Source organism: Metapseudomonas cellulosilytica (assembly GCF_049334135.1).
In the GTDB taxonomy this organism is placed as follows: domain Bacteria; phylum Pseudomonadota; class Gammaproteobacteria; order Pseudomonadales; family Pseudomonadaceae; genus Metapseudomonas.
Genome location: NZ_JBHZGN010000004.1, coordinates 334,344 through 353,541 on the forward strand (window position 1 = coordinate 334,344; position 19,198 = coordinate 353,541).

15 protein-coding genes are annotated in these 19,198 nt (G+C 64.3%); 7 read left to right on the top strand and 8 right to left on the bottom strand.

Annotation, left to right across the window (positions count from 1 at the left end; genetic code table 11):
* Nucleotides 1-100 precede the first annotated feature (100 nt).
* A complete protein-coding gene (locus tag ACFW0H_RS07605; protein ID WP_422913284.1) occupies nt 101-1,069 on the bottom strand; it encodes a GlxA family transcriptional regulator in 969 nt (322 codons plus the stop codon).
* Nucleotides 1,070-1,294: 225 nt separating this feature from the next.
* On the opposite strand from ACFW0H_RS07605, the gene choX reads away from it, so the two are divergent.
* The 5 genes from choX to ACFW0H_RS07630 all read left to right on the top strand — a co-directional run bounded on the left by choX (nt 1,295) and on the right by ACFW0H_RS07630 (nt 5,831).
* The gene (gene choX, locus ACFW0H_RS07610; protein WP_422913285.1) at nt 1,295-2,233 is read left to right on the top strand and encodes a choline ABC transporter substrate-binding protein; all 939 of its coding nucleotides are present in this window, start codon (nt 1,295-1,297) and stop codon (nt 2,231-2,233) included.
* 72 nt (nt 2,234-2,305) lie between these two features.
* Nucleotides 2,306-3,193 (top strand): beta-keto acid cleavage family enzyme, encoded by an 888-nt coding sequence (locus ACFW0H_RS07615; RefSeq protein WP_422913286.1) that lies wholly within the window; start codon nt 2,306-2,308, stop codon nt 3,191-3,193.
* Nucleotides 3,194-3,299: 106 nt separating this feature from the next.
* A complete protein-coding gene (locus ACFW0H_RS07620; RefSeq protein ID WP_422913287.1) occupies nt 3,300-4,265 on the top strand; it encodes an L-carnitine dehydrogenase in 966 nt (321 codons plus the stop codon).
* A gap of 118 nt (nt 4,266-4,383) precedes the next feature.
* The gene (locus ACFW0H_RS07625) at nt 4,384-4,860 is read left to right on the top strand and encodes a thioesterase family protein (protein ID WP_422913288.1); all 477 of its coding nucleotides are present in this window, start codon (nt 4,384-4,386) and stop codon (nt 4,858-4,860) included.
* An 11-nt stretch (nt 4,861-4,871) separates the two neighbouring features.
* The gene (locus ACFW0H_RS07630; protein ID WP_422913289.1) at nt 4,872-5,831 is read left to right on the top strand and encodes an alpha/beta hydrolase; all 960 of its coding nucleotides are present in this window, start codon (nt 4,872-4,874) and stop codon (nt 5,829-5,831) included.
* Here ACFW0H_RS07630 and ACFW0H_RS07635 read toward each other — a convergent pair.
* Nucleotides 5,810-6,442, bottom strand: a complete 633-nt coding sequence (locus ACFW0H_RS07635) for a response regulator (protein WP_422913290.1) — start codon at nt 6,440-6,442, stop codon at nt 5,810-5,812. The two genes, ACFW0H_RS07630 and ACFW0H_RS07635, sit on opposite strands and share 22 nt — an antisense overlap.
* Before the next feature lie 454 nt (nt 6,443-6,896).
* Here ACFW0H_RS07635 and ACFW0H_RS07640 point away from each other — a divergent pair, with 454 nt between their 5' ends.
* Nucleotides 6,897-10,544 carry an ATP-binding protein gene (locus tag ACFW0H_RS07640; RefSeq protein WP_422913291.1) on the top strand — a complete coding sequence of 1,216 codons (3,648 nt, stop codon included), beginning with the start codon at nt 6,897-6,899 and terminating at the stop codon, nt 10,542-10,544.
* Here ACFW0H_RS07640 and ACFW0H_RS07645 read toward each other — a convergent pair.
* A complete protein-coding gene (locus ACFW0H_RS07645) occupies nt 10,538-11,728 on the bottom strand; it encodes an EAL domain-containing response regulator (protein ID WP_422913292.1) in 1,191 nt (396 codons plus the stop codon). The genes ACFW0H_RS07640 and ACFW0H_RS07645 overlap by 7 nt on opposite strands.
* A gap of 169 nt (nt 11,729-11,897) precedes the next feature.
* Here ACFW0H_RS07645 and ACFW0H_RS07650 point away from each other — a divergent pair, with 169 nt between their 5' ends.
* Nucleotides 11,898-12,533, top strand: coding sequence for a response regulator (locus tag ACFW0H_RS07650; RefSeq protein WP_422913293.1), 636 nt, complete (start codon nt 11,898-11,900; stop codon nt 12,531-12,533).
* A 33-nt stretch (nt 12,534-12,566) separates the two neighbouring features.
* On the opposite strand, the gene ACFW0H_RS07655 is transcribed toward ACFW0H_RS07650, so the two are convergent.
* From ACFW0H_RS07655 to ACFW0H_RS07675, 5 genes are all read right to left on the bottom strand, one after another.
* Nucleotides 12,567-15,137: a fimbria/pilus outer membrane usher protein gene (locus ACFW0H_RS07655; RefSeq protein ID WP_422913294.1), complete on the bottom strand. Its 2,571-nt coding sequence runs from the start codon at nt 15,135-15,137 to the stop codon at nt 12,567-12,569.
* Nucleotides 15,138-15,245: 108 nt separating this feature from the next.
* Entirely contained in the window at nt 15,246-15,989 is a 744-nt protein-coding gene (locus tag ACFW0H_RS07660) for a fimbrial biogenesis chaperone (protein ID WP_422913295.1), read from the bottom strand.
* 74 nt (nt 15,990-16,063) lie between these two features.
* Nucleotides 16,064-16,636 carry a fimbrial protein gene (locus ACFW0H_RS07665; RefSeq protein WP_422913296.1) on the bottom strand — a complete coding sequence of 191 codons (573 nt, stop codon included), beginning with the start codon at nt 16,634-16,636 and terminating at the stop codon, nt 16,064-16,066.
* Nucleotides 16,637-17,803: 1,167 nt separating this feature from the next.
* Nucleotides 17,804-18,016 (bottom strand): hypothetical protein, encoded by a 213-nt coding sequence (locus tag ACFW0H_RS07670; RefSeq protein WP_422913297.1) that lies wholly within the window; start codon nt 18,014-18,016, stop codon nt 17,804-17,806.
* Nucleotides 18,017-18,274: 258 nt separating this feature from the next.
* Entirely contained in the window at nt 18,275-18,580 is a 306-nt protein-coding gene (locus ACFW0H_RS07675; RefSeq protein ID WP_422913298.1) for a hypothetical protein, read from the bottom strand.
* Nucleotides 18,581-19,198: the final 618 nt, after the last annotated feature.

Sequence of the window (19,198 nt, forward strand, 5' to 3'; positions counted from 1 at the left end):
TTCGCCAAGGGCAGCGCAGCTGCCCCCTGCAGGACCACAGGGGCAGACCTTCGGCCTGCTTGGCGAATGAATTCGCCCCTACAACAGATCTCGCCTCCTTTCAGCCGGTGTAGCGGCGGGGCTCCTGATCCGGATGCTCATGCCGGTCCTGGCTGGGGCAGGTGGCGAAGCGCGCGCGGTAGGCGCGGGAAAAGTAGGACGACGACTCGAAGCCGCAGGCCAGGGCCACCTGCAGCACGCTCATGTCGGTCTGGCGCAGCAACTGGCGGGCCTTGTCCAGGCGTAGGCCGAGGTAGAAGTTCGACGGTGTTTCCTTCAGGTGCAGGCGGAACAGCCGCTCCAGCTGGCGCGGCGTGACGTTCACCAGGTCGGCCAGTTCCCGTGAGCTCAGCGGCGTTTCGCTGTGCCGCTGCATTTCCCCGATCACCTGCACCAGCTTCTTGTTGTGCACGTTGAAGCGGGTGGCCACCTGCATCCGCTGGTGGTCCTGCTGGGTGCGGATGCGCCCCAGCACGAACTGCTCGGACACCTGCAACGCCAGGGCTTCGCCGTGGCTGCGGGCGATCAGGGTGAGCATCAGGTCGAGGCTGGCGGTGCCGCCGGCGCTGGTGATGCGCCGGCCATCGATCTCGAAGAGTTCCTGGGTGACGCTGAGCGCCGGATAGCGTTCCTGGAAGGCTTCGATGGCCTCCCAGTGCAGGGTCAGGCGCTGCCGGGAAAACAACTCGGCTTCGGCCAGCACGAAGCTGCCGGTATCTATCCCGCCCAGCAGCAGGCCTTCGCGCTCGGCACGGTTGAGCCAGTGGGCCAGGCGCGGACCGAAATGCGCCAGCGGCTCGAAACCGGCCACCACGAACAGGCAGTCCCCCTCGGGCGGCGCATCCAGGCCGCCCTCCACGTTCAGCGACATGCCGTTGCTGCCGGCCACCGGTCCACCGTCCAGGCTGAGCAGGCGCCAGCGGTACAACTCGCCGCGAAAACGATTGGCGACCCGCAGCGGCTCAACCGCCGACATCAGGCCGATCATGGAAAAGCCCGGCAGCAGGAGGAAACTGAAGGTCTGGGGCATGGCCGTTTTCCGCCAGTGGGATAAGGCACTAAAAGGCACTCGTCGGTGGAGTGCAAGAAAAGTGGTCGCTCCTGTTCAACAGGTAGTCGCTTTAGTTCGATTTGGCGGTTTTTCCGCTGCGTAATGTTTGCCCATCGGGTTGTCGTGGCGCCCGAAAACGGAAGGAGTCGCCCCCGGCTCCTGAACAACAAATATTCGAACCGTATGGCTGCAAGGGGAGTATCGATGAAAGGTCTCACCGCTTTCGCTGGTTGCTGTTTGTTTGCCCTGTCCACCACCGCCGCACTCGCCGCCGAAGACGCCAGTTGCCAGCAAGCCCGCATAGGGGTGGTTGGCTGGACCGATGTCGTCGCCACCACGTCGGTAGCCGCCACACTGCTGGATGGTCTCGGCTACAAGACCTCCCAGATAACCGCATCTCAGCAAATCATCTTCGCCGGCATCGACAAGAAGCAGATCGACTTCTTCCTCGGTTACTGGAAACCGGCCATGGACAACAACATCAAGCCGTTCCTCGACAAGGGCCAGGTCAAGGTGTTCGAACGGCCCAGCCTGCCGGACGCCATCGCTACCCTGGCCGTACCTGCCTACGCCGCGGAGCAGGGGCTCAGGACCTTTGCCGACATTGCCAAATTCAAGGATCAACTGGGCGGCAAGATCTACGGTATCGAGCCCGGTACCGGTGCCAATGCGAACATCAAGAAGATGATCGAGGCCAACCAGTTCGGCTTGGGCGACTTCCAACTCATCGAGTCCAGCGAAGCGGCCATGCTGGCTGCCGTGGGGCGCGCCGCCAAGCGCAAGGAACCCATTGTCTTCGTCGGCTGGAAACCGCACCCGATGAACATCCAGATGAAACTGGCATACCTGACCGGTAGCCAGGACGTCTTCGGTCCCAACGAGGGCGCGGCGTCCGTCTCCACTGTGACCGCGCCGGACTTCGCCGCGCGCTGCCCCAACGTCAATCGCCTGCTCACCAACCTGACCTTCACCGCGGAACAGGAAAGCGCGCTGATGGCGCCGATCATGGACCGTCAGGATGCGAGGGACGTCGCGCGCAAATGGCTGAAGGACAACCCGGCGGAAATGCGCCGGCTGCTCGAAGGCGTCACCACCTTCGATGGCCGGAACGGCGTCGACAGCGCCCTCGCCTCGCTCAAGTGATTCAACGCAACCTCCGGTGCGCGGGTTGCCCGCGCACGGTCTCCGATCGCCTCGCAGAAGGATGAAACAACCGTGAACTACGAAGTCATCGTCACCTGTGCCGTCACCGGCGCCGGCGATACCGTCGGCAAGCACCCGGCCATTCCGGTCACCCCGAAGGAAATCGCCGCCGCCGCCATCGAAGCGGCCAAGGCCGGCGCCACCGTCGCCCACTGCCATGTGCGCGACCCGCAGACCGGCAAGCCCAGCCGCGACGTTGCGCTGTACCGCGAAGTGGTGGAGCGCATCCGCGAGAGCGACACCGACATCATCATCAACCTCACCGCCGGCATGGGCGGCGACCTGGAGATCGGCAAGGGCGAGCAGCCCCTGGAGTTCGGCACCGGCACCGACCTGGTCGGCCCGCTTGAGCGCCTGGCCCATGTCGAGGAGCTGCTGCCGGAAATCTGCACCCTGGACTGCGGCACCCTGAACTTCGGCGACGGCGACTTCATCTACGTCTCCACCCCGGCCCAGCTGCGCGCCGGTGCCAAACGCATCACCGAACTCGGCGTGAAGGCCGAACTGGAAATCTTCGACACCGGCCACCTCTGGTTCGCCAAGCAGATGCTCAAGGAGGGCCTGCTGGAAGACCCGCTGATCCAGATCTGCCTGGGCATCCCATGGGGCGCGCCGGCCGACACCACCACCATGAAGGCCATGGCCGACAACCTGCCGGCCGGCATCACCTGGGCGGGCTTCGGCATCGGCCGCTCGCAGATGCCGATGGTCGCCCAGGCCATGCTGCTGGGTGGCAACGTGCGGGTGGGCCTGGAAGACAACATCTGGCTGGATCGCGGCGTACATGCCAGCAACGGCCAACTGGTGGAGCGCGCCATCGAGATCATCGAACGCCTCGGCGGCCGCGCCCTGACCCCGGCCGAAGGCCGCGAAAAGATGAAGCTCAAGCGCCGCGGTTGACGCTTTCTCCCCTCTCCCTCCGGGAGAGGGGCCGGGGGTGAGGGAAGCCGGATAGCAATCGGACTTCCCTGTTCCCGTAAACCCATTTGCCCCATCAGGAGCCACCATGTCCTTCGTCACCCAGATCAAGACCTTCGCCGCCCTCGGCAGCGGCGTCATCGGCAGCGGCTGGATCGCCCGCGCCCTGGCCCACGGCCTCGACGTCATCGCCTGGGACCCGGCGCCCGGCGCCGAGGCCGCCCTGCGCGCACGCATTGCCAACGCCTGGCCGGCGCTAGAGAAGCAGGGCCTGGCCCCCGGCGCCTCCCAGGACCGCCTGCGCTTCGTCGCCACCATCGAAGAATGCGTGCGCGATGCCGACTTCATCCAGGAAAGCGCCCCGGAGCGCCTCGATCTCAAGCTCGACCTGCACGCGAAGATCAGCGCGGCGGCGCGCCCGAACGTGATCATCGGCTCCAGCACCTCGGGCCTCTTGCCCAGCGAGTTCTATGCCGACGCCACCCATCCCGAGCGTTGCGTGGTCGGGCACCCCTTCAACCCGGTCTACCTGCTGCCGCTGGTGGAAGTGGTGGGTGGCGAGAAGACCGCACCCGAAGCGGTGCAGGCGGCCATCGAGATTTACACCGCGCTGGGCATGCGCCCGCTGCACGTGCGCAAGGAAGTACCCGGCTTCATCGCCGACCGCCTGCTCGAAGCCTTGTGGCGCGAGGCCCTGCACCTGGTCAACGACGGCGTGGCCAGCACCGGCGAGATCGACGACGCCATCCGCTTCGGCGCCGGCCTGCGCTGGTCCTTCATGGGCACCTTCCTCACCTACACCCTGGCGGGCGGCAACGCCGGCATGCGCCACTTCATGGCCCAGTTCGGCCCGGCCCTGCAGCTGCCCTGGACCTACTTGCCGGCGCCGGAACTCACCGAGACGCTGATTGACCGGGTGGTTGAAGGAACGTCCGAGCAGCAGGGCTCGCGCAGTATCGCCGAGCTGGAGCGCTATCGTGATGACTGCCTACTGGCGGTGCTCGGCGCCATCAAGGACACCAAGGCCAACCACGGTTTCGCCTTCGCCGAGTGATCTCTCTCGTTAGGCCTCGCCGGCTCGGACCAGCGAGGCCCGCGCCAACCTACAGGGTAATCGATGTAGGTTGGCGCTGAGCGGAGCGAAGCCCAACATCCCGTATCGGAGCCATAGCATGTCCACCGCCCTGACCACCTACCGCACCGCCATACTCCCCGACTGGGTGGACTACAACGGCCACCTGCGGGACGCCTTCTACCTGCTGATCTTCAGCTACGCCACTGACGCCCTGATGGACGAGATCGGCCTCGACGAGCAGGGACGCGCCGCGACCGGCCACACCCTCTATACCCTTGAATGTCACCTGAACTACCTGGCGGAAGTGAAGCTGGGGGCCGAGGTGGAAGTGCGCACCCAACTGCTGGGCGTCGATGCCAAGCGCCTGCACATCCACCACAGCCTGCACTACCCGGGAGACGCCACGGAGCTGGCGGCCAGCGAGCAGATGCTGATGAACATCGATAGTGCGGCGGGGCGTTCGGCGCCCTTCTCCGAGGCGGTGGCCGAGCGTATCCGTGGCATCGCCGCTGAACAGAATGGGCTGCCGCAGCCGCACCATGTGGGGCGGGTGATCGGCCTTCCCGGGCGCTGAGGCGCAGCGCCGTGTCCGCCACCTATCCTCTGTCGCCGGCCATGGCCGGATTCGTTGCCCGCAGCCAGGCGTTCACCGCCGACGGGACGGGCATAGTCGCGGCGCGTGCAGCCTATGACGCCCTCTGTCGCGCCTTCACGCCGCCCCGGGCAGCCACGGTCGAGTGGCAGGCCCTGCGCCTGGGACGGGTACCGGCGCGCCTCTACCGGCCCGCCGGCCCGGCCCCGGACGGCGGCTGGCCCGCCGTGCTGTTCATCCATGGCGGTGGCTGGATGCTGGGAGGGCTGGATTCCCACGCTTTCCTGTGCGACCGGCTGGCCGCCCGCTTGCCGCTCGCCGTGGTGGCGGTGGATTACCGGCTGGCGCCGGAGCATCCCTTTCCGGCCGCCCTTGAGGATTGCCTGGAGGCCTGGCGTGCCCTGGAACCGTCACGTTCAGGGCTGGATGGATGCCGATTGGCGGTGATGGGGGACAGCGCGGGTGGCAACCTGGCCGTCGCACTCTGCCTCGCCTTGCGCGAGGCCGGGGAGGCGCTGCCCTGCGCCCAGGCCCTGATCTACCCGGCGCTCAGCGCCTTGCCGCTGCCGTCCCACCGGGCGCTGGCAGATGCCCCGCTACTCAGCGGTGAGGATCTGGAGGCCTGCCTGGCCGCCTATCTGCCAGACCTGGCCGACCGGCGCCGGCCCCTGGCCTCGCCCCTGGAGGCGCGAGACTTCAGGGGCATGCCCGGGGCCTTCGTTGCAGTGGCGGAGTTCGATCCGCTGCATGACGATGGGGCCATCTACGCGCAGCGTCTGGCCGACGACGGCGTGGCGGTGGAATACAGGATGGGGACGGGGCTGGTCCACGGCTGCCTGCGGGGGCTCGGACAAGTGCCGGAAGTGGACCAGCTCCATGATTCGCTGTGCGCCTGGCTCTCCCGGAGCCTGCGCCTGCCGTGTGGCGCCGATCACAGGTTCGGCAGCGCATAACGCCGGGCGAAGTCGATCAGGTCGACCGGATTGCGGGTATTGAGCTTGTCCATCAGGCGCGACTTGTAGGTGCTGACCGTCTTGTGGCTGATGAACAGCTGCTCGGCGATCTCCTTGTTGTTCTTGCCGCTGGCGAGGTTCTGCAGCACCGCCAGCTCACGGTCGGAGAGGCTGTCCAGCAGGTGATTGTCGGTGCGCTCGCCGGACGCATGGGTGACCGGCAGGTAGACGGTGCTCGGAAACAGGCTGTAGCCGGAGAGCACCGAGCGTACCGCGGAGATCAGGCTCAACGCGGGTTCCTGCTTGGACAGGTAGCCGGTGGCGCCGGCCTGCAGGCAGCGATTGGCGTAGAGAGGGGCGGGCAGCGAGGTCAGCACCAGCAGCTTGAGGTTGGCGTCCATGGCGCTGAGGCGTCCCAGTACTTCCAGTCCGTCGAGCTTGGGGATCGCGATGTCCAGAATGACCAGGTCGGGTCGCAACGAGCGGGCGAGGCTGAGACCTTCTACACCACTATCCGTTTCTCCGGCCACTTCATAGTCTTCACGTTCCAGAAGTACGCGGGTGGCGAAGCGGGTAATCGATTGGTTATCGATCAGCAGTACCTTACTCATCTGTTGATTCTCCTTGTTTCATCGTCCCCAATGCTCGAGACGCGCAGGTAATCCCCTTGAGAAGTTTCGTCGGGCGTTCGGATGATTCGATGCCGAGAACTGTCGCGAACTTTTTCGGGTAATTGAGCGGAACGGGCCTGATATTTGATCAAGTTGGATTTAATGGTTCTTTTTCGTCAGAATCGAACCACTTTCAATTGAGATAATTCTGAAACTTGACGAGAAATTTCGATGTTGTGTCCGAGTTCAGCCCCGGATCCATCGACAATGCGCGTTGGCAATCCGCATCGAAGTGGAGTCGCAAGTATATTTCCGCTCTGACCCGCAATTAGTCAGCTAGGAAGTTTCCTACAAGGTGTGTAGGTTATGAGCCAGCCGCTAGATGCTGGCTCACATCGATCAGGGACCATGGCCAATGTTCTTCTTGCGTTTGCCTACGAGGTGGATCGGCTCAGTGCCCCGCATCTCCGCCGTCCGGCTGTCCATTTGCCTGTTTTTCTCGCTGTTGCTCGCGGTGGCGTTGCCGGGCGCCGAAGCGCAGGCCTCCGCGCGCGTGCTGTCCAGTTCGTTGGTGGTGGATCACCAGGGTCTTGCCATCAGCGAGGACGATTGGTTCTGGCTGCGGGAGAAGCGCGAACTGGTGATGGGCATCACCGCGCAGGGCGTCGAGCCGATGGAAATCAGCCAGCGAGACGGGGCCTACGAGGGCATAGCCGCGGACGTCACCTCCCTGGTCAGCCAGCTCCTCGGAATGCAGATCCGCCTGCGCCAGTATCCCGACCGGCAGGCGCTGTTCGATGCCCTGCTCAGGCGGGAAGTGGACATGCTCGTGGGTTCCGCCGGGGAAGGCGGCGGAATGCCGGTTGTCCACAGCCGACCCCTGGTCCGCGATCGCCTTGCGCTGTTCCGGCGCCATGAGGGCGCGGGTGACTTGCCGCAGGACCTGGCGGGCGTGCGGGTTGCGCTGATGCCGGATCTCGCGCCGCTCCTCGCCCGGCTCTACCCGGCGGCGCGTCCCGTGGAGGCGGCGTCCATCGATCAGGCCATGTCGCTGCCCGTACTCGGCCAGGCCGACCTGGTCCTGGGGAGCTTCCTGGCGGTTACCTACCGGCTCAATCGTGCCTTCGATGGCATGCTCAAGTTCGACCATTTTCCCGCAGGGGCGGACGCCAGCCTGGGCTTCATCCTGCGCGCGAACGACGGAGCGCTGCTGCGAGGGCTCGACGGCGCCCTGCAGGCCTCGGGCCGGACCTGGCTGGAGGATATCGTCCGTAGCCGGGTGGGCAGCGGCCTGATGCCGCTCAGCGAGCCGCTGCTGCTGTCACCGGTGGAGGCGCAGTGGGTGAAGGACAATCCGCTGGTGCGGCTGGTGATAGACGACGACATGGCGCCGGGGGCCTTCTTCGACGAGGCCGGACAGTTCCGGGGCTTTTTCGCCGACCTGCTGGACGTGGTGGCCTTGCAGACCGGTTTGCGCTTCACGGCAGTCACCCGGGCGGGCAGCGTCTCCCGGCAGATCGAGAGCCTGGAGCAGGGTGAAGCGGAGCTGGCCATCGTGATTCCGAGCGGGGAGCGGGAGAAGTCGTTGCGATTCTCCCGCTCCATCATCCGCTATCCCTTCGTGCTGGTCGGCCGCACCGATGCAGCCCTGCCGCCTGACCGGTCGGCAGGGCTGCGCTTGGCCCTGGTCAGCGAGCATATGGCCGAGAAGGAACTGGGCGCCGCTTACCCGGGGGCCAGATTCGTCGAGTTCGACTCCGCGATCGATGCCATGAACAGGGTGAGCGAGGGCGAGGTGGACTACGCGGTGGTTACCATGCCCATGGCGCGCTACTACATTCCGCGCCTGTTCAACGGCCAACTGACGATCGCCGCGCTGGCGAAGATCGACCCGGCCAGCGCCAACTTCGCCGTTCGCCGGGCCGACGGCGAACTGCAGTCGATCATCGACAAGGTCCTGGCCAGGCTCCCGCCGGCGGAGCTCAACGCCATGATCAGCCGCTGGCAGGGTACGCCGGGCATGAGCCCACAGACCTGGCGCGACTACGACGTGCTCATCCAGCGCATCCTCATGGGGGCGGCCCTGGTCGTGCTGGCGGTGCTGGCCTGGGTCCTGTACCAGCGGCGCGAGATTCGCCGGCGCAAACAGGCCGAGCGGCAGCTCGGCGACGAACTGCGCTTCATCGAGACCTTGACCGACAGCATGCCGCCGCCCTTGTACGTGCGCGACGCCGAGGGGCGCCTGCTGTCCTGCAACCGCAGTTACCTGGACACGCTCGGCCTTTCGGCAACCGATGTGCTCGGCCGGACCGCGCTGGAGTTGCCGTCGGCGGCGTTCGAGGCGGCGCCGGAGTTCCATCGGCTGTACCGGCAGGCCATGGCCGAAGGGCGGATGATCCAGGGCGTGCACGCGATACGCCTGGGCGAGCGCGAGCTCTGGATCGACCACTGGATCCAGCCCTTCCGGGATTCCCTTGGCGCGGTGAAAGGCGTGATCTGCGGCTGGCTGGATATCACCGAGCACCGCCGCCTGGTGGAGGAACTGGAGGAGGCGAAGAACCTGGCGGATGCGGCCAGCCGCGCCAAGACCACCTTCCTCGCCACCATGAGCCACGAAATCCGTACCCCGATGAATGCGGTGATCAGCATCCTGGAGCTGGCACTCAAGCGTGCCGCCGACCAGCCCATCGACCGCGCAAGCATCGAAGTGGCCTACGGCTCCGCGCGCAGCCTGCTGGAGCTGATCGGCGACATCCTCGATATCGCCCGGATCGAGTCCGGCCGCCTCAACCTGGCGCCGCGCCGGGCCAACCTGCGGGAGCTGGTGGAGTCCGTGGCTCGGGTCTTCGACGGGCTGGCGCGGCAAAAGCGCCTCAACCTCGTCCTGGAGATCGACTCCAGCATCCAGGGCGATGTGCTGGTGGACGGCCTGCGCTTCAAGCAGATCCTTTCCAATCTGGTGAGCAACGCCATCAAGTTCACCCGCGAAGGCAGCGTTCGCGTGCACGTCGAGGGCGAGGAGGCGGAACCGGGCATGTTGCGGGTCAGCCTCCGCGTGGAAGACACCGGCATCGGCATCTCTGCGGCAGACCAGGCGCGCCTGTTTCGTCCCTTCGCCCAGGTGCAACGGGGCTTCCAGCAGACCGAGGGGGCTGGCCTGGGGCTGGTCATATGCCGTTCCCTCTGCGAGATGATGGGCGGCCGCCTGACCCTTTCCAGCGTCCCCGGCCAGGGCACGCGGGTGGATGTGGAGCTGCGTCTGCACCGCCTCGACCCGGTGGCGGTGTCGGACGCCCCGGCACCGGTGGGGAGCGGCGAAAGGCACCGGCTTCGGGTACTGGTGGTGGACGACCATCCGGTGAACCGGCAGATCCTCGCCCAGCAACTGGAACACCTCGGACACGCGGTGGTGGAAGCGGAAAACGGGGTGGATGCGCTGGCAGCCTGGCGGCTCGGGCATTTCGACGTGGTGGCCACCGACTGCCATATGCCGAGGATGAGCGGCGCCGACCTCGCCCGTGCCATCCGCGAACAGGAGCGATCGGACGGGCTGGAGCCGACCCTGATCCTCGGGCTGACCGCCGACGCCCAGCAGGAAGAAATCGAGCGGGGCATCCAGGCCGGCATGGATGACTGCCTGATCAAGCCGATCGGGCTCGATGTGCTGGAGGAGAAGCTGCGTGGCCTGGCCAGTGGCGAGCCACCCTCGGAGCCAGTGAGCCGGGGTGGCGTCGAGCCGGAAGCCGGCCCGCTGCTGTTCGACCTGGCGCCGCTGGCGCCATTGACCGGAGGCGACCCGGGCCTGATCCGCAACCTGGTGACGGAACTGCTCAATACCAATCGACGCGACCTGGAGCCCCTGGTCCAGCTTGCCGAGCAGGGGGACGCCCCGGGGCTCGCCGAACTCGCCCACCGCCTCAAGGGCGCGGCGCGGGTGGTCAAGGCGGAATCGCTCATCGCCGCCTGCAACCGGCTGGAGCAAGCCTGCAAGGGCGCGGCGCCTGTGCCCGTCGAATTGCGGGCTGGCGCAGAGGCGTTACGCGAGGCGATGCTGGAGCTGGAACGGGCGCTGACGGAATGGATGGCCCAGGGGGATCACTGATCCCTGGCGCTTTCCGCCAACAGGGCACGGAACCCTTCAGCGTCCAGGGGGCGGGAGAACAGGAAGCCCTGGGCCAGCTTGCAGCCCAGGGCCAGAAGATGGTCGCGCTGTTCGGTGGTCTCCACCCCCTCCACCACCAGGCTCAGGTCCATCGCCTCCGCCAGGGCCACTGCGCTGCTGATGATGGCGCCGCTGCGGGGCTGGTTCATCAGCTTGCCAACGAAGGCACCATCCAGCTTGAGCTGGCTGAAAGGCAGCTCGCAGAGGCGGTCGAGGGATGAGTAGCCCGCACCGAAGTCGTCCATGGCCAGGCCGCAGCCCATCAGACGCAGGCGTACCAGGCTCTCCAGGCTGGCGGCCGGCGCCTCCAGCAGGCCGGTCTCGGTGAGCTCGAAGGTCAGGCCTTCACCCGGCAGGCCGGCTTCTTCCAGGGCCTGCCCCACGTGCGTGGCGATATCGCCATCGCCCAACTGATGGGGCTGCAGGTTGAAGGCGAGGTTGACCTGCCGGCCGTCGCGGGCCAATTCCTGCTGCAGCGCCAACCCCTGCTGGAAGAGTTGCCAGAACAACCGGTCGACCAGCCCATGGGCTTCCATCGCCGGCAGGAACTGCGCCGGCGACAGTACACCGCGCCGGGGGTGGCGCCAGCGGGCGAGGACCTCCGCTCCGTGCAGCAAGCCGCTTTGCAGATGCACCTTGGGCTGGAACCAGGCCTCGAACTCGCCTTGCTCAAGGCCCAGGAGGATCTCGTCCAGCATTGGCGGCTCCTGGTCCAAGGACGGGGCCGGGCGCGTCGGTTGCAGGCGCTTGTGGCGTTCGATCATCTGGCCGGCGCGCTGGATATCGAAGGGCTTGCCCAGGTCGCCGAGGAACTCCAGGTCCAGGCAACGGGCCAGGGCATGGGTCGCCTGGCGCAGCTCCGGTTCCACCGCGCTGCTGAGGATCACCGAACGCACCAGCGCCGACTGACTGGCGCGGCGCAGGAACTCGAGGCCGTCCATGCCCGCCATGCGCAGGTCGCAGAGCACGATGTCGACGCCGCCGCAGGTATCCAGCGCGGCCAGGGCAGCGGCGCCGTCCGCGGCATCGAGGATGCGCCCCAGGCCCAGTTGGCGCAGGGCGCTGACGGCGACCAGGCGCTGGAAGGGCTCGTCTTCCAGCACCAGAATGCTCAGGTTTTTCATGGAGAGGGCTCGACAGGAATAGGTATCCCGGCCAAGTTACTCAGCGTAAGGAGGTTTCATCTAGGAGACGCCTCCTGTGATCTTGTAGGAAAATTCACCGGTGACGCCTTTCGTCACCTCCGCGGGCTGCGTCAAGGATGCCCGGTCCCACTGGCTTTTCGAGGTCGCAATGAGAAGTGCCCTGATAGTCGATGATCATCCGGTCATCCGCATGGCTGTCCGCATGCTGCTGGAGCGCAACGACATGGTGGTCGTTGGCGAAGCCGACAATGGCGTCGATGCCTTGCAGCTGATTCGCCAGCACGAGCCGGATATCGTCATCCTGGATATCGGCATTCCACGGCTCGATGGGCTGAACGTCATCTCGCGCATCCGCGCCCTGGGTCTCGAGAGCCATGTGCTGGTACTCACCGCCCAGCCGGCCGACAGCTTCTCCCAGCGGTGTTTCCAGGCTGGCGCCAAGGGCTTCATCAGCAAGGAAGAAGATCTGCAGAACCTGGTGACTGCCATCAATGCCATCAGTGCCGGCTTCACCGTCTTTCCCGCCCTGACCCAGGGTAGCAGCCAGGTACCCGCGCTCAGCGAGGCCGAACTGGTGGGGCGTTTGTCCAATCAGGAACTGATGGTCTTGCAGTATCTGGCCTCCGGACTCTCCAACAAGGACATCGCGGAGCGGATGCTGCTCAGCAACAAGACCGTGAGCACCTACAAGACGCGAATCCAGCAGAAGCTCAATCTGGACTCCCTGCTCGAGCTGATCGAGTTCGCCCGGCGCAACGACCTGGCGGTGCGCCGGGAGGGCTGACGTCCGGCATGGCGGTAGCGCATGCCGTTTCGATCAGAGCGGTCCCCGCGCGCAGACGAGCTGGTAGCGTTCGTAGTTCGTGGGCTTTTCCGGCGGAAGGGTGTAGGTAGCCGAGCACTGCTGGCTTGACCACTTGATGACCAGCGTTCCCTGGTCCTCTTCGACCAATGCCAGCGCCCGCCCGCTCGGGTCGGAGATCGCCAGTTGCTTGCCGGTGGCATCCTCCAGCGAGGCGCCGAATGGAATGCGCTGTTGCTGGGTATCGAACAGCTCGAACTGGACCCGCCGTCCCTTCTTGCCTTCGAACCGGGCCCGCACCACCGAGCCACGCCGTGGGACGACCTGCTGGGTCGCGTTCTCGATCTCGATGCCGCCGCCGAGATTGCGGGTGTCCAGGGTGATCCAGTTGGTCCGGTACGGCTGGGCGTTGGGCACTACCGCATAGCCGTTGTAGCCGGTGCTCACGCGGTTGTAGTTGCTGATGCCGACACCCGGGATATCCGGTACCTCGACCAGCGCGAAGGTCTCGCCCACGGGCTGGCCCAGGTTGATGCCACCGGCATGGGCCACTACCGAACCTGACAGACTCAGGCTCTCGGAGCTGTAGCCACGGCCCTTGCTGTAACCCAGGCCGACTTCGGCGAAGGCGGTGCGGCTGTTCAGGCTGGCGGAGCCGGCACTGCCGCTGTTGTTGTTGTGGCTGCCCTGCACCGAGTACGAGGTGTCGCTGTCTTCGGACAGGTAGCCGTGCACGCCGACCTGGGTGCTGTCGCTGTGCTTCTGGCTGCTGGTGGAGACATAGGCGCGAGGGGCGCGGGATGTCGATCCCAGGGGGAAGGACACCGAGAGGTTGAGCTGGGTGTCCCTTTCGCTCGAGGCGTAGGAGGAGGAGGTACCGAGGTTCCTGGTCTGGGACACGCTGAAGTTGTAGCTGACGTCCCGCCAGCTGTTGGAGTAGCCGGCGGAGAGGCTCCGCGAGCCGCCCCGGTCCCAGTAGCGCTCGTCGCTGGCGTTGATGTAGAGGGTGCCGTAACGGTAGTTGCCCAGGCTCTGGCTGACGGTCAGGTCGGTACGGATCTTCGACCGGCCCCTTGCAAAGCTGACGCCATCGCTCAGCTCCTGCACATGGTCGGAGAGCGTCCGGTAGCCCTCGGTGGAATAGCGATAGGCCGCGAGGGTGAAGCTGGTGTCCGTACCGGTGAAAGTCTTGGCATACAGCGCCCGCAAGCTGTTGCCGGTTGCGGAGAGCCCGCGAACCCGGCTGGACGAGTGGGTCATGTCGACCGAGAAGGCGCCGATGGTGGTGTTCCGCCCGGCGCCGATGGCTACGGCGTTGAAGTCCTGGGTCGCCTGAACACCGGCGATGCCGGTGAGGTTGCTGCTCACCCCGTAGGTCGTGGTGCCGCTGACGAAGTTGGGGGTCTTGAGGCCGTCGGTGTTGCTGTTGAACTGGCCGCCCGACACGCTGTACTTCAGCTGCCCTTCACGAATCATCGTCGGCAGGCTGGAGAAGGCCTGCCGGGTGACGCGACGGCGGCCATCCGCCTCGATGACGGCCACCTCCAGGTCGCCGTTGGAGCCGGTGGGGTAGATGTCATTGATCTCGAAGGGGCCGGGGGCCACGGTGGTGGAATAGAGCACATAGCCGTTCTGGCGAATTTCCACCGTGGCGTTGGTTTCCGCAAAGCCACGGATCACCGGTGCATAGCCCCGTTCGCTGTCCGCCCTCATGCCCTCGTCGGACGCCAGTTTGATCCCCCGGTAGCGGACGCTGTCGAACAGGTCGGCGTCAGAGTAGATCTCACCGAGGGTGAATTGCCCTTTCAGCGCGGTGAGATCGCGCTGGAGATAGGAGCGGTTGCTGGTGAACTTGCTCTTGCGGCTGCTACCGGTGCGGTAGTTGGATTCGTTGCGCAGCCGCCAGGCACCCAGGTTGAAGCCATTGCGCAGGCCCAGGTTGTTGGCGGTCTGGCGGCCGTAGTCATCCTTGTTGCGGTTGGCGTTGAGCTGGTAGTTGATGAAGGCGGCGGTGACGCCGTTGTCCCAGAGCGCGGGGTCGACGTAGCCGCGTCGGCCCCGGAGCATGGCGACCTGTGGAATGCTGACGTAAAGGCGCAGGCGCGTCGGGTCGTAGCGCAGGGCGGCCTGGTCGATCAGCGCGGGCAGGTCGTAGCAGGTCTGGGGTGCTTCCGGCCGCAGCTTGCCTTGTTCCACCAGCTTGGCCAGGTCGATACCCAGCAGTTCGAGCATGTCGTAGTGCAGGCATGGCTCGACAGTGCCCGCTTGCGGGTTGCGCACGAAGTCGATGTCGCGGCGTCCCACCAGCACCTGGTTGCCGTAGATGTCGACGCGGTAGTTGCCGGGCAGGGTGCTGTTATCGCGCAGCAACAGTTGCAGGTCCACGGGCGACGGTGCGCCCTTCAGGAAGGAGGTGTTGAACGCTTCGGCCTGTGGGTCGCTCGCCTGTGGCGCTACCGGGGCTTCGGCTCCGAACGCCAGGCTGGGAAGAGCCAGGGAAATGGCTAACGCGAGTTTACTGGGAGGAATGGCAGACGGAGCTGTCCGTCTATCCCGTCCAGTGTAGTGACCAGGCCAAATGCTCATTTCTCAACGCCTGCAAAAAGTCTGGTTCACCTCCGACAGGCATGAGGAGGGCCGGGCAGGGGCGCTCGGCGCCTGCCAGAGATGAACCTTGGGATTGGTATGGGGCTGTTACAGAGCTTGTTCGGACCGCTGTGCCGTGACGCCCTCGGGTTTGCCGGCCGAGAGTCTCGTGGCGTAGGGCACTTGCGCTCCGTAGTCGTTGATGACGGAGAAATTCAGCTCCGGCTCATTCGTGGCGGGCATCTGCTTGACGGGGAAAGACCGTTGCTGCCCGGGCGCGATCATGGTCGAGTCCACCACGACTTCACCCTTGCCGAGGCGCACGTCGGACATGGAAACGTGATACAGGCTCGGGTTCCTGACCGTGAGCTCGGCCGTGTTGCCACGGGTTTCCAGGCTCCAGCGCAGCTCTTCCGGCGCCACTCGGGCATCGCCGGGCAGACCGGCGGGGCGGAAGAACACCTTGATCCGCTGGTTGACCGCGAGTTGCAGGACGTTCTTCCCTGGCACGGCCTGGGGGATTTCCTGCACGTTCAGCCAGACGACCGATTCACGGTCACTGGGCATGCCGCTGCCTTCGTAGAGGACGCGCAGCAGTTGTCGTTCGTCCGCTGGTATCCGGGCAAGCGGGGGTGTCACGGCGAGGGGCGGAGGCGTATCCGAGTCGTCTCCATTGTCGAGCCAGGACTGCACCAGCGCGGCTTGTCCGGTGTTGCGCACCATGATGCTGGCTTCTTTCTCGGAACCCTTGAAAACCATACGTGTGGCGCTCAGGGATATTCCGGCGGACACATGGGAGGCGAGCACCAGGCTCAGGACGCCCAGGCAGGCGGAGATCTTGCGAAGGGCCATAACTGTTACCACTGGATTGCGTAGAGGAGGCGGGGCCCGGAGGCCCCGCCAGTCATGGAAGCAGGGTCAGCTGCTTACTCGTAGTGCAGGGTGAACGGCAGGGTGGCGTTACCGTCACCAGGGACGGCAGTCTTGGGGTCGGCGGTGGTGACGTAGGCGGCGGCGAAGGTCAGGGTGGCGTCGCCACCGTTCAGAGTGCTCTCGATCTTGGCGGGGGTCGCAGCGCCGCTGGTTAGGTCGATGACATTGCCGTTGATGTCCAGGATGGCGATGCCGACGTTCTTGGCGGTATTGCTACCTTGGGTCAGCTTCAGGACTTTCTTGCCGTCGACGACGCCGGAGCCTTTGCTGGCGTCGAACGTCATGGAGACCTTGGTGCCGGCGTTGCAGTTGATGTTCAGGCTGATGTCGTTGGCCGACAGGCGGCCAGCGTTCGGAGCGGTGTCGGTGCCCAGGTCCTTGATCGAGATGTTGCCGAGGTCAACCGCGATGGCCTTTTCCTTGCCGGTGCTGCCTTCGACGGAGCAGGCGTCGTTGTTGATCACGCCGGTGAAGCTGATCTGGCCTTTACCTGCCTCGACGGCCAGAGCGGAGCCGCTGGCGGCGATAACGGACATGGCCAGGACAGCGAGAGAAAACTTCTTCATGTGAATCTCCATAGATATGAAAAGTGCTGCATCGAAATGCCCGGCAAAGTTAATTTATTGGCGTTTTTCGGCGCTATCGGCCCGCTCTCTCTTCCATGTAAGGGCATGCTTACAAGGTTGTCGCTGTTTTCTTTGATTGAGTTTTTCACGGGCTGTCCGGAAGTGCCGAGATAGACGGGCGCCAATGTTTTTGCCGTCCCGGTGCAGCCTTCTCCGGTATCCGGAATTACTTTGTCAGTATGTGTAGGAAGTTTCCTGCGGGTTTGGTGTTGCCCGAGAAGTTTGGTTGGGGGCTTGGATAGTCCGATATGGGACTTGCAATTGGTCAGTCCACTGTTAGTGCGATCGAGCGATATTCATTTGAACTTGGGAAACCAGGTCCTGAGAGCGTTGCCATGACTCATCGGCTCTGCCTGACTCAAGCTGTCTGGATGGCGCGGCGGAGTCGACCGGTACGGCGGAGCTCGTAGGGTGGATGTCGCTTTTTACATCCACCAGCGGAGTCAGGCCGAACCGCGGATGGTGGACCGGTGGAGCGTGGTCCACCCTACGGAGTTCCGTAGCCAGGATTTCATCTGGGCTACGTTTCCTGATCGGTGCCTTTGGCCAGAGCCAGGATTATTCATAGTGCGTAGGGTGGATGTCGCTTTTTACATCCACCAGCGGAGTCAGGCCGAACCGCGGATGGTGGACCGGTGGAGCGTGGTCCACCCTACGGAGTTCCGTAGCCCGGATTTCATCTGGGCTACGTTTCCTGATCGGTGCCTTTGGCCAGAGCCAGGATTATTCATAGTGCGTAGGGTGGATGTCGCTTTTGACATCCACCAGCGGAGTCCGGCCGAACCGGGGATGGTGGACCGGTGGGGCGTGGTCCACCCTACGAAGTTCCGTAGCCCGGATTTCATCTGGGCTACGTTTCCTGATCGGTACCTTTGGCCTGGGCCAGGATTATTCATAGTTCGTAGGGTGGATGTCGCTTTTTACATCCACCAGCGGAGTCAGGCCGAACCGCGGATGGTGGACCGGTGGAGCGTGGTCCACCCTACGGAGTTCCGTAGCCCGGACTTCATCTGGGCTACGTTTCCTGATCGGTGCCTTTGGCCAGGGCCAGGATTTTTCATCGCGGCCATGCATTGGTTTTCCAATTGGAACCGTTGCAGCGCTCACTCAGGTGGTAGGCATTGAGTCGAGATTATCAGTGGCGGTGATGGCTGCCGGTATCGCCGGAGATACCGCGATGGTCTGTTGCAGGAGCGGCTTCCAGGTTTTCCACCAGTCCAGGTCCACCAGCGCTGATGCCTGATCGTCGTCCAGGGACCACCATTCTTGTTCGCTCCGCTTATGACCGTTGATGAACAGATGTTCTGCGGTGTAGGTCACGGTACGAGGGCCGCAGACGCACCTGTAGGAGCGAATTCATTCGCGAAAGCGGACCGCAGGTCCGCCCGGTAAGCACCGGGACCAGCTTCGCTGGCCAATCGCGATTGAAATCGCTCCCACGGTATCGAGGCTGGTGGATGTGAAAAGCGACATCCTCCTCTACAGAGTCCGAGTCAGTAGCCCGATACCTATCAGGCCTGTCCGCATGGGTATCGCTCCGCTCCACCCATCCTACAAGTCGGCGGTGAGCCAGGCGGATCAGTTGAAGGTGACGGTGACGATCTTGCCGTTGGTGTGCGCGACGGCGGTCGATTTGATGGAGGAGGTATCGACGATGCCGGCGCACAGGTTGCTCGACGGCGGCACGGGGCCGGCCTGTTTCGGACTGATGCCGTTATCCCGCCCGGCGTGGCGGTACCATTCCGAAGCGGGCATGTCGCAGGCGCCAACGACGATCGCTCCCGTGAAGTGGATGACACCGCTGATGCTGCCCGACCCATTTGCATGAACACCCGACGAAGCGATAACCAGACCAACCACAGCTGCAATCTTGTTGATTTTCATCTTCCGCTCTCCTTGGTGGCTTACATCGTCTCGGCTACCTGGTTGTTCATGCCTGCGGGGATCCGGAAGTGAACATTGAGGAAACCGGTGTGGCATCAAAGTGATATCAAAATGGCATCTTTTGGCAATGAAGTGCCATCACTTTTCGCAGGCACTTGGAAGGCCGCTTCATAGATCTTTCTCTCTTGTTTTCTGGTTTGTAGGAATCTTCCTTTCAATTCGTGGAATAACTTCGTTATCACTTGGAAAATTCCCTTTAGTCGCGCGTGATTTGCGCACGCAGCTCTGTAAGTAAATGTCGAATTTTCTCTACCTATGAACTGATGTTTCCCAAAAAAGCGTAGGAATAATCTCAGTATTAATAATGGCTAAATAACGGCGCCCGGATGCGGGAAAGGGCCCATCGGCTGGCGGAACGAAAGCCGGGGCGGGGCGGAAAACGAGGGGCTCCATCGTCAGGCGCGATGCCCGAAACGATGTGCAGAGGGAGATAAAAAAAAGGTTCTTCGCGGAGTCTGGGGGAAGAGCGAGTTGACAGTCAGGGAAGTGGGTAAATTGGCAGTCGCCAAACACACCAACCCCCACTCCCTGCTGCCGCCGTGCATCCTATTGATCTTG

Coding starts and splice junctions, on each gene's coding strand:
- ACFW0H_RS07605 (WP_422913284.1), bottom strand. CDS start 1,069: ATGCCCCAGACCTTCAGTTTCCTCCTGCTGCCGGGCTTTTCCATGATC.
- choX (WP_422913285.1), top strand. CDS start 1,295: ATGAAAGGTCTCACCGCTTTCGCTGGTTGCTGTTTGTTTGCCCTGTCC.
- ACFW0H_RS07620 (WP_422913287.1), top strand. CDS start 3,300: ATGTCCTTCGTCACCCAGATCAAGACCTTCGCCGCCCTCGGCAGCGGC.
- ACFW0H_RS07625 (WP_422913288.1), top strand. CDS start 4,384: ATGTCCACCGCCCTGACCACCTACCGCACCGCCATACTCCCCGACTGG.
- ACFW0H_RS07635 (WP_422913290.1), bottom strand. CDS start 6,442: ATGAGTAAGGTACTGCTGATCGATAACCAATCGATTACCCGCTTCGCC.
- ACFW0H_RS07645 (WP_422913292.1), bottom strand. CDS start 11,728: ATGAAAAACCTGAGCATTCTGGTGCTGGAAGACGAGCCCTTCCAGCGC.
- ACFW0H_RS07650 (WP_422913293.1), top strand. CDS start 11,898: ATGAGAAGTGCCCTGATAGTCGATGATCATCCGGTCATCCGCATGGCT.
- ACFW0H_RS07655 (WP_422913294.1), bottom strand. CDS start 15,137: ATGAGCATTTGGCCTGGTCACTACACTGGACGGGATAGACGGACAGCT.
- ACFW0H_RS07660 (WP_422913295.1), bottom strand. CDS start 15,989: ATGGCCCTTCGCAAGATCTCCGCCTGCCTGGGCGTCCTGAGCCTGGTG.
- ACFW0H_RS07665 (WP_422913296.1), bottom strand. CDS start 16,636: ATGAAGAAGTTTTCTCTCGCTGTCCTGGCCATGTCCGTTATCGCCGCC.
- ACFW0H_RS07675 (WP_422913298.1), bottom strand. CDS start 18,580: ATGAAAATCAACAAGATTGCAGCTGTGGTTGGTCTGGTTATCGCTTCG.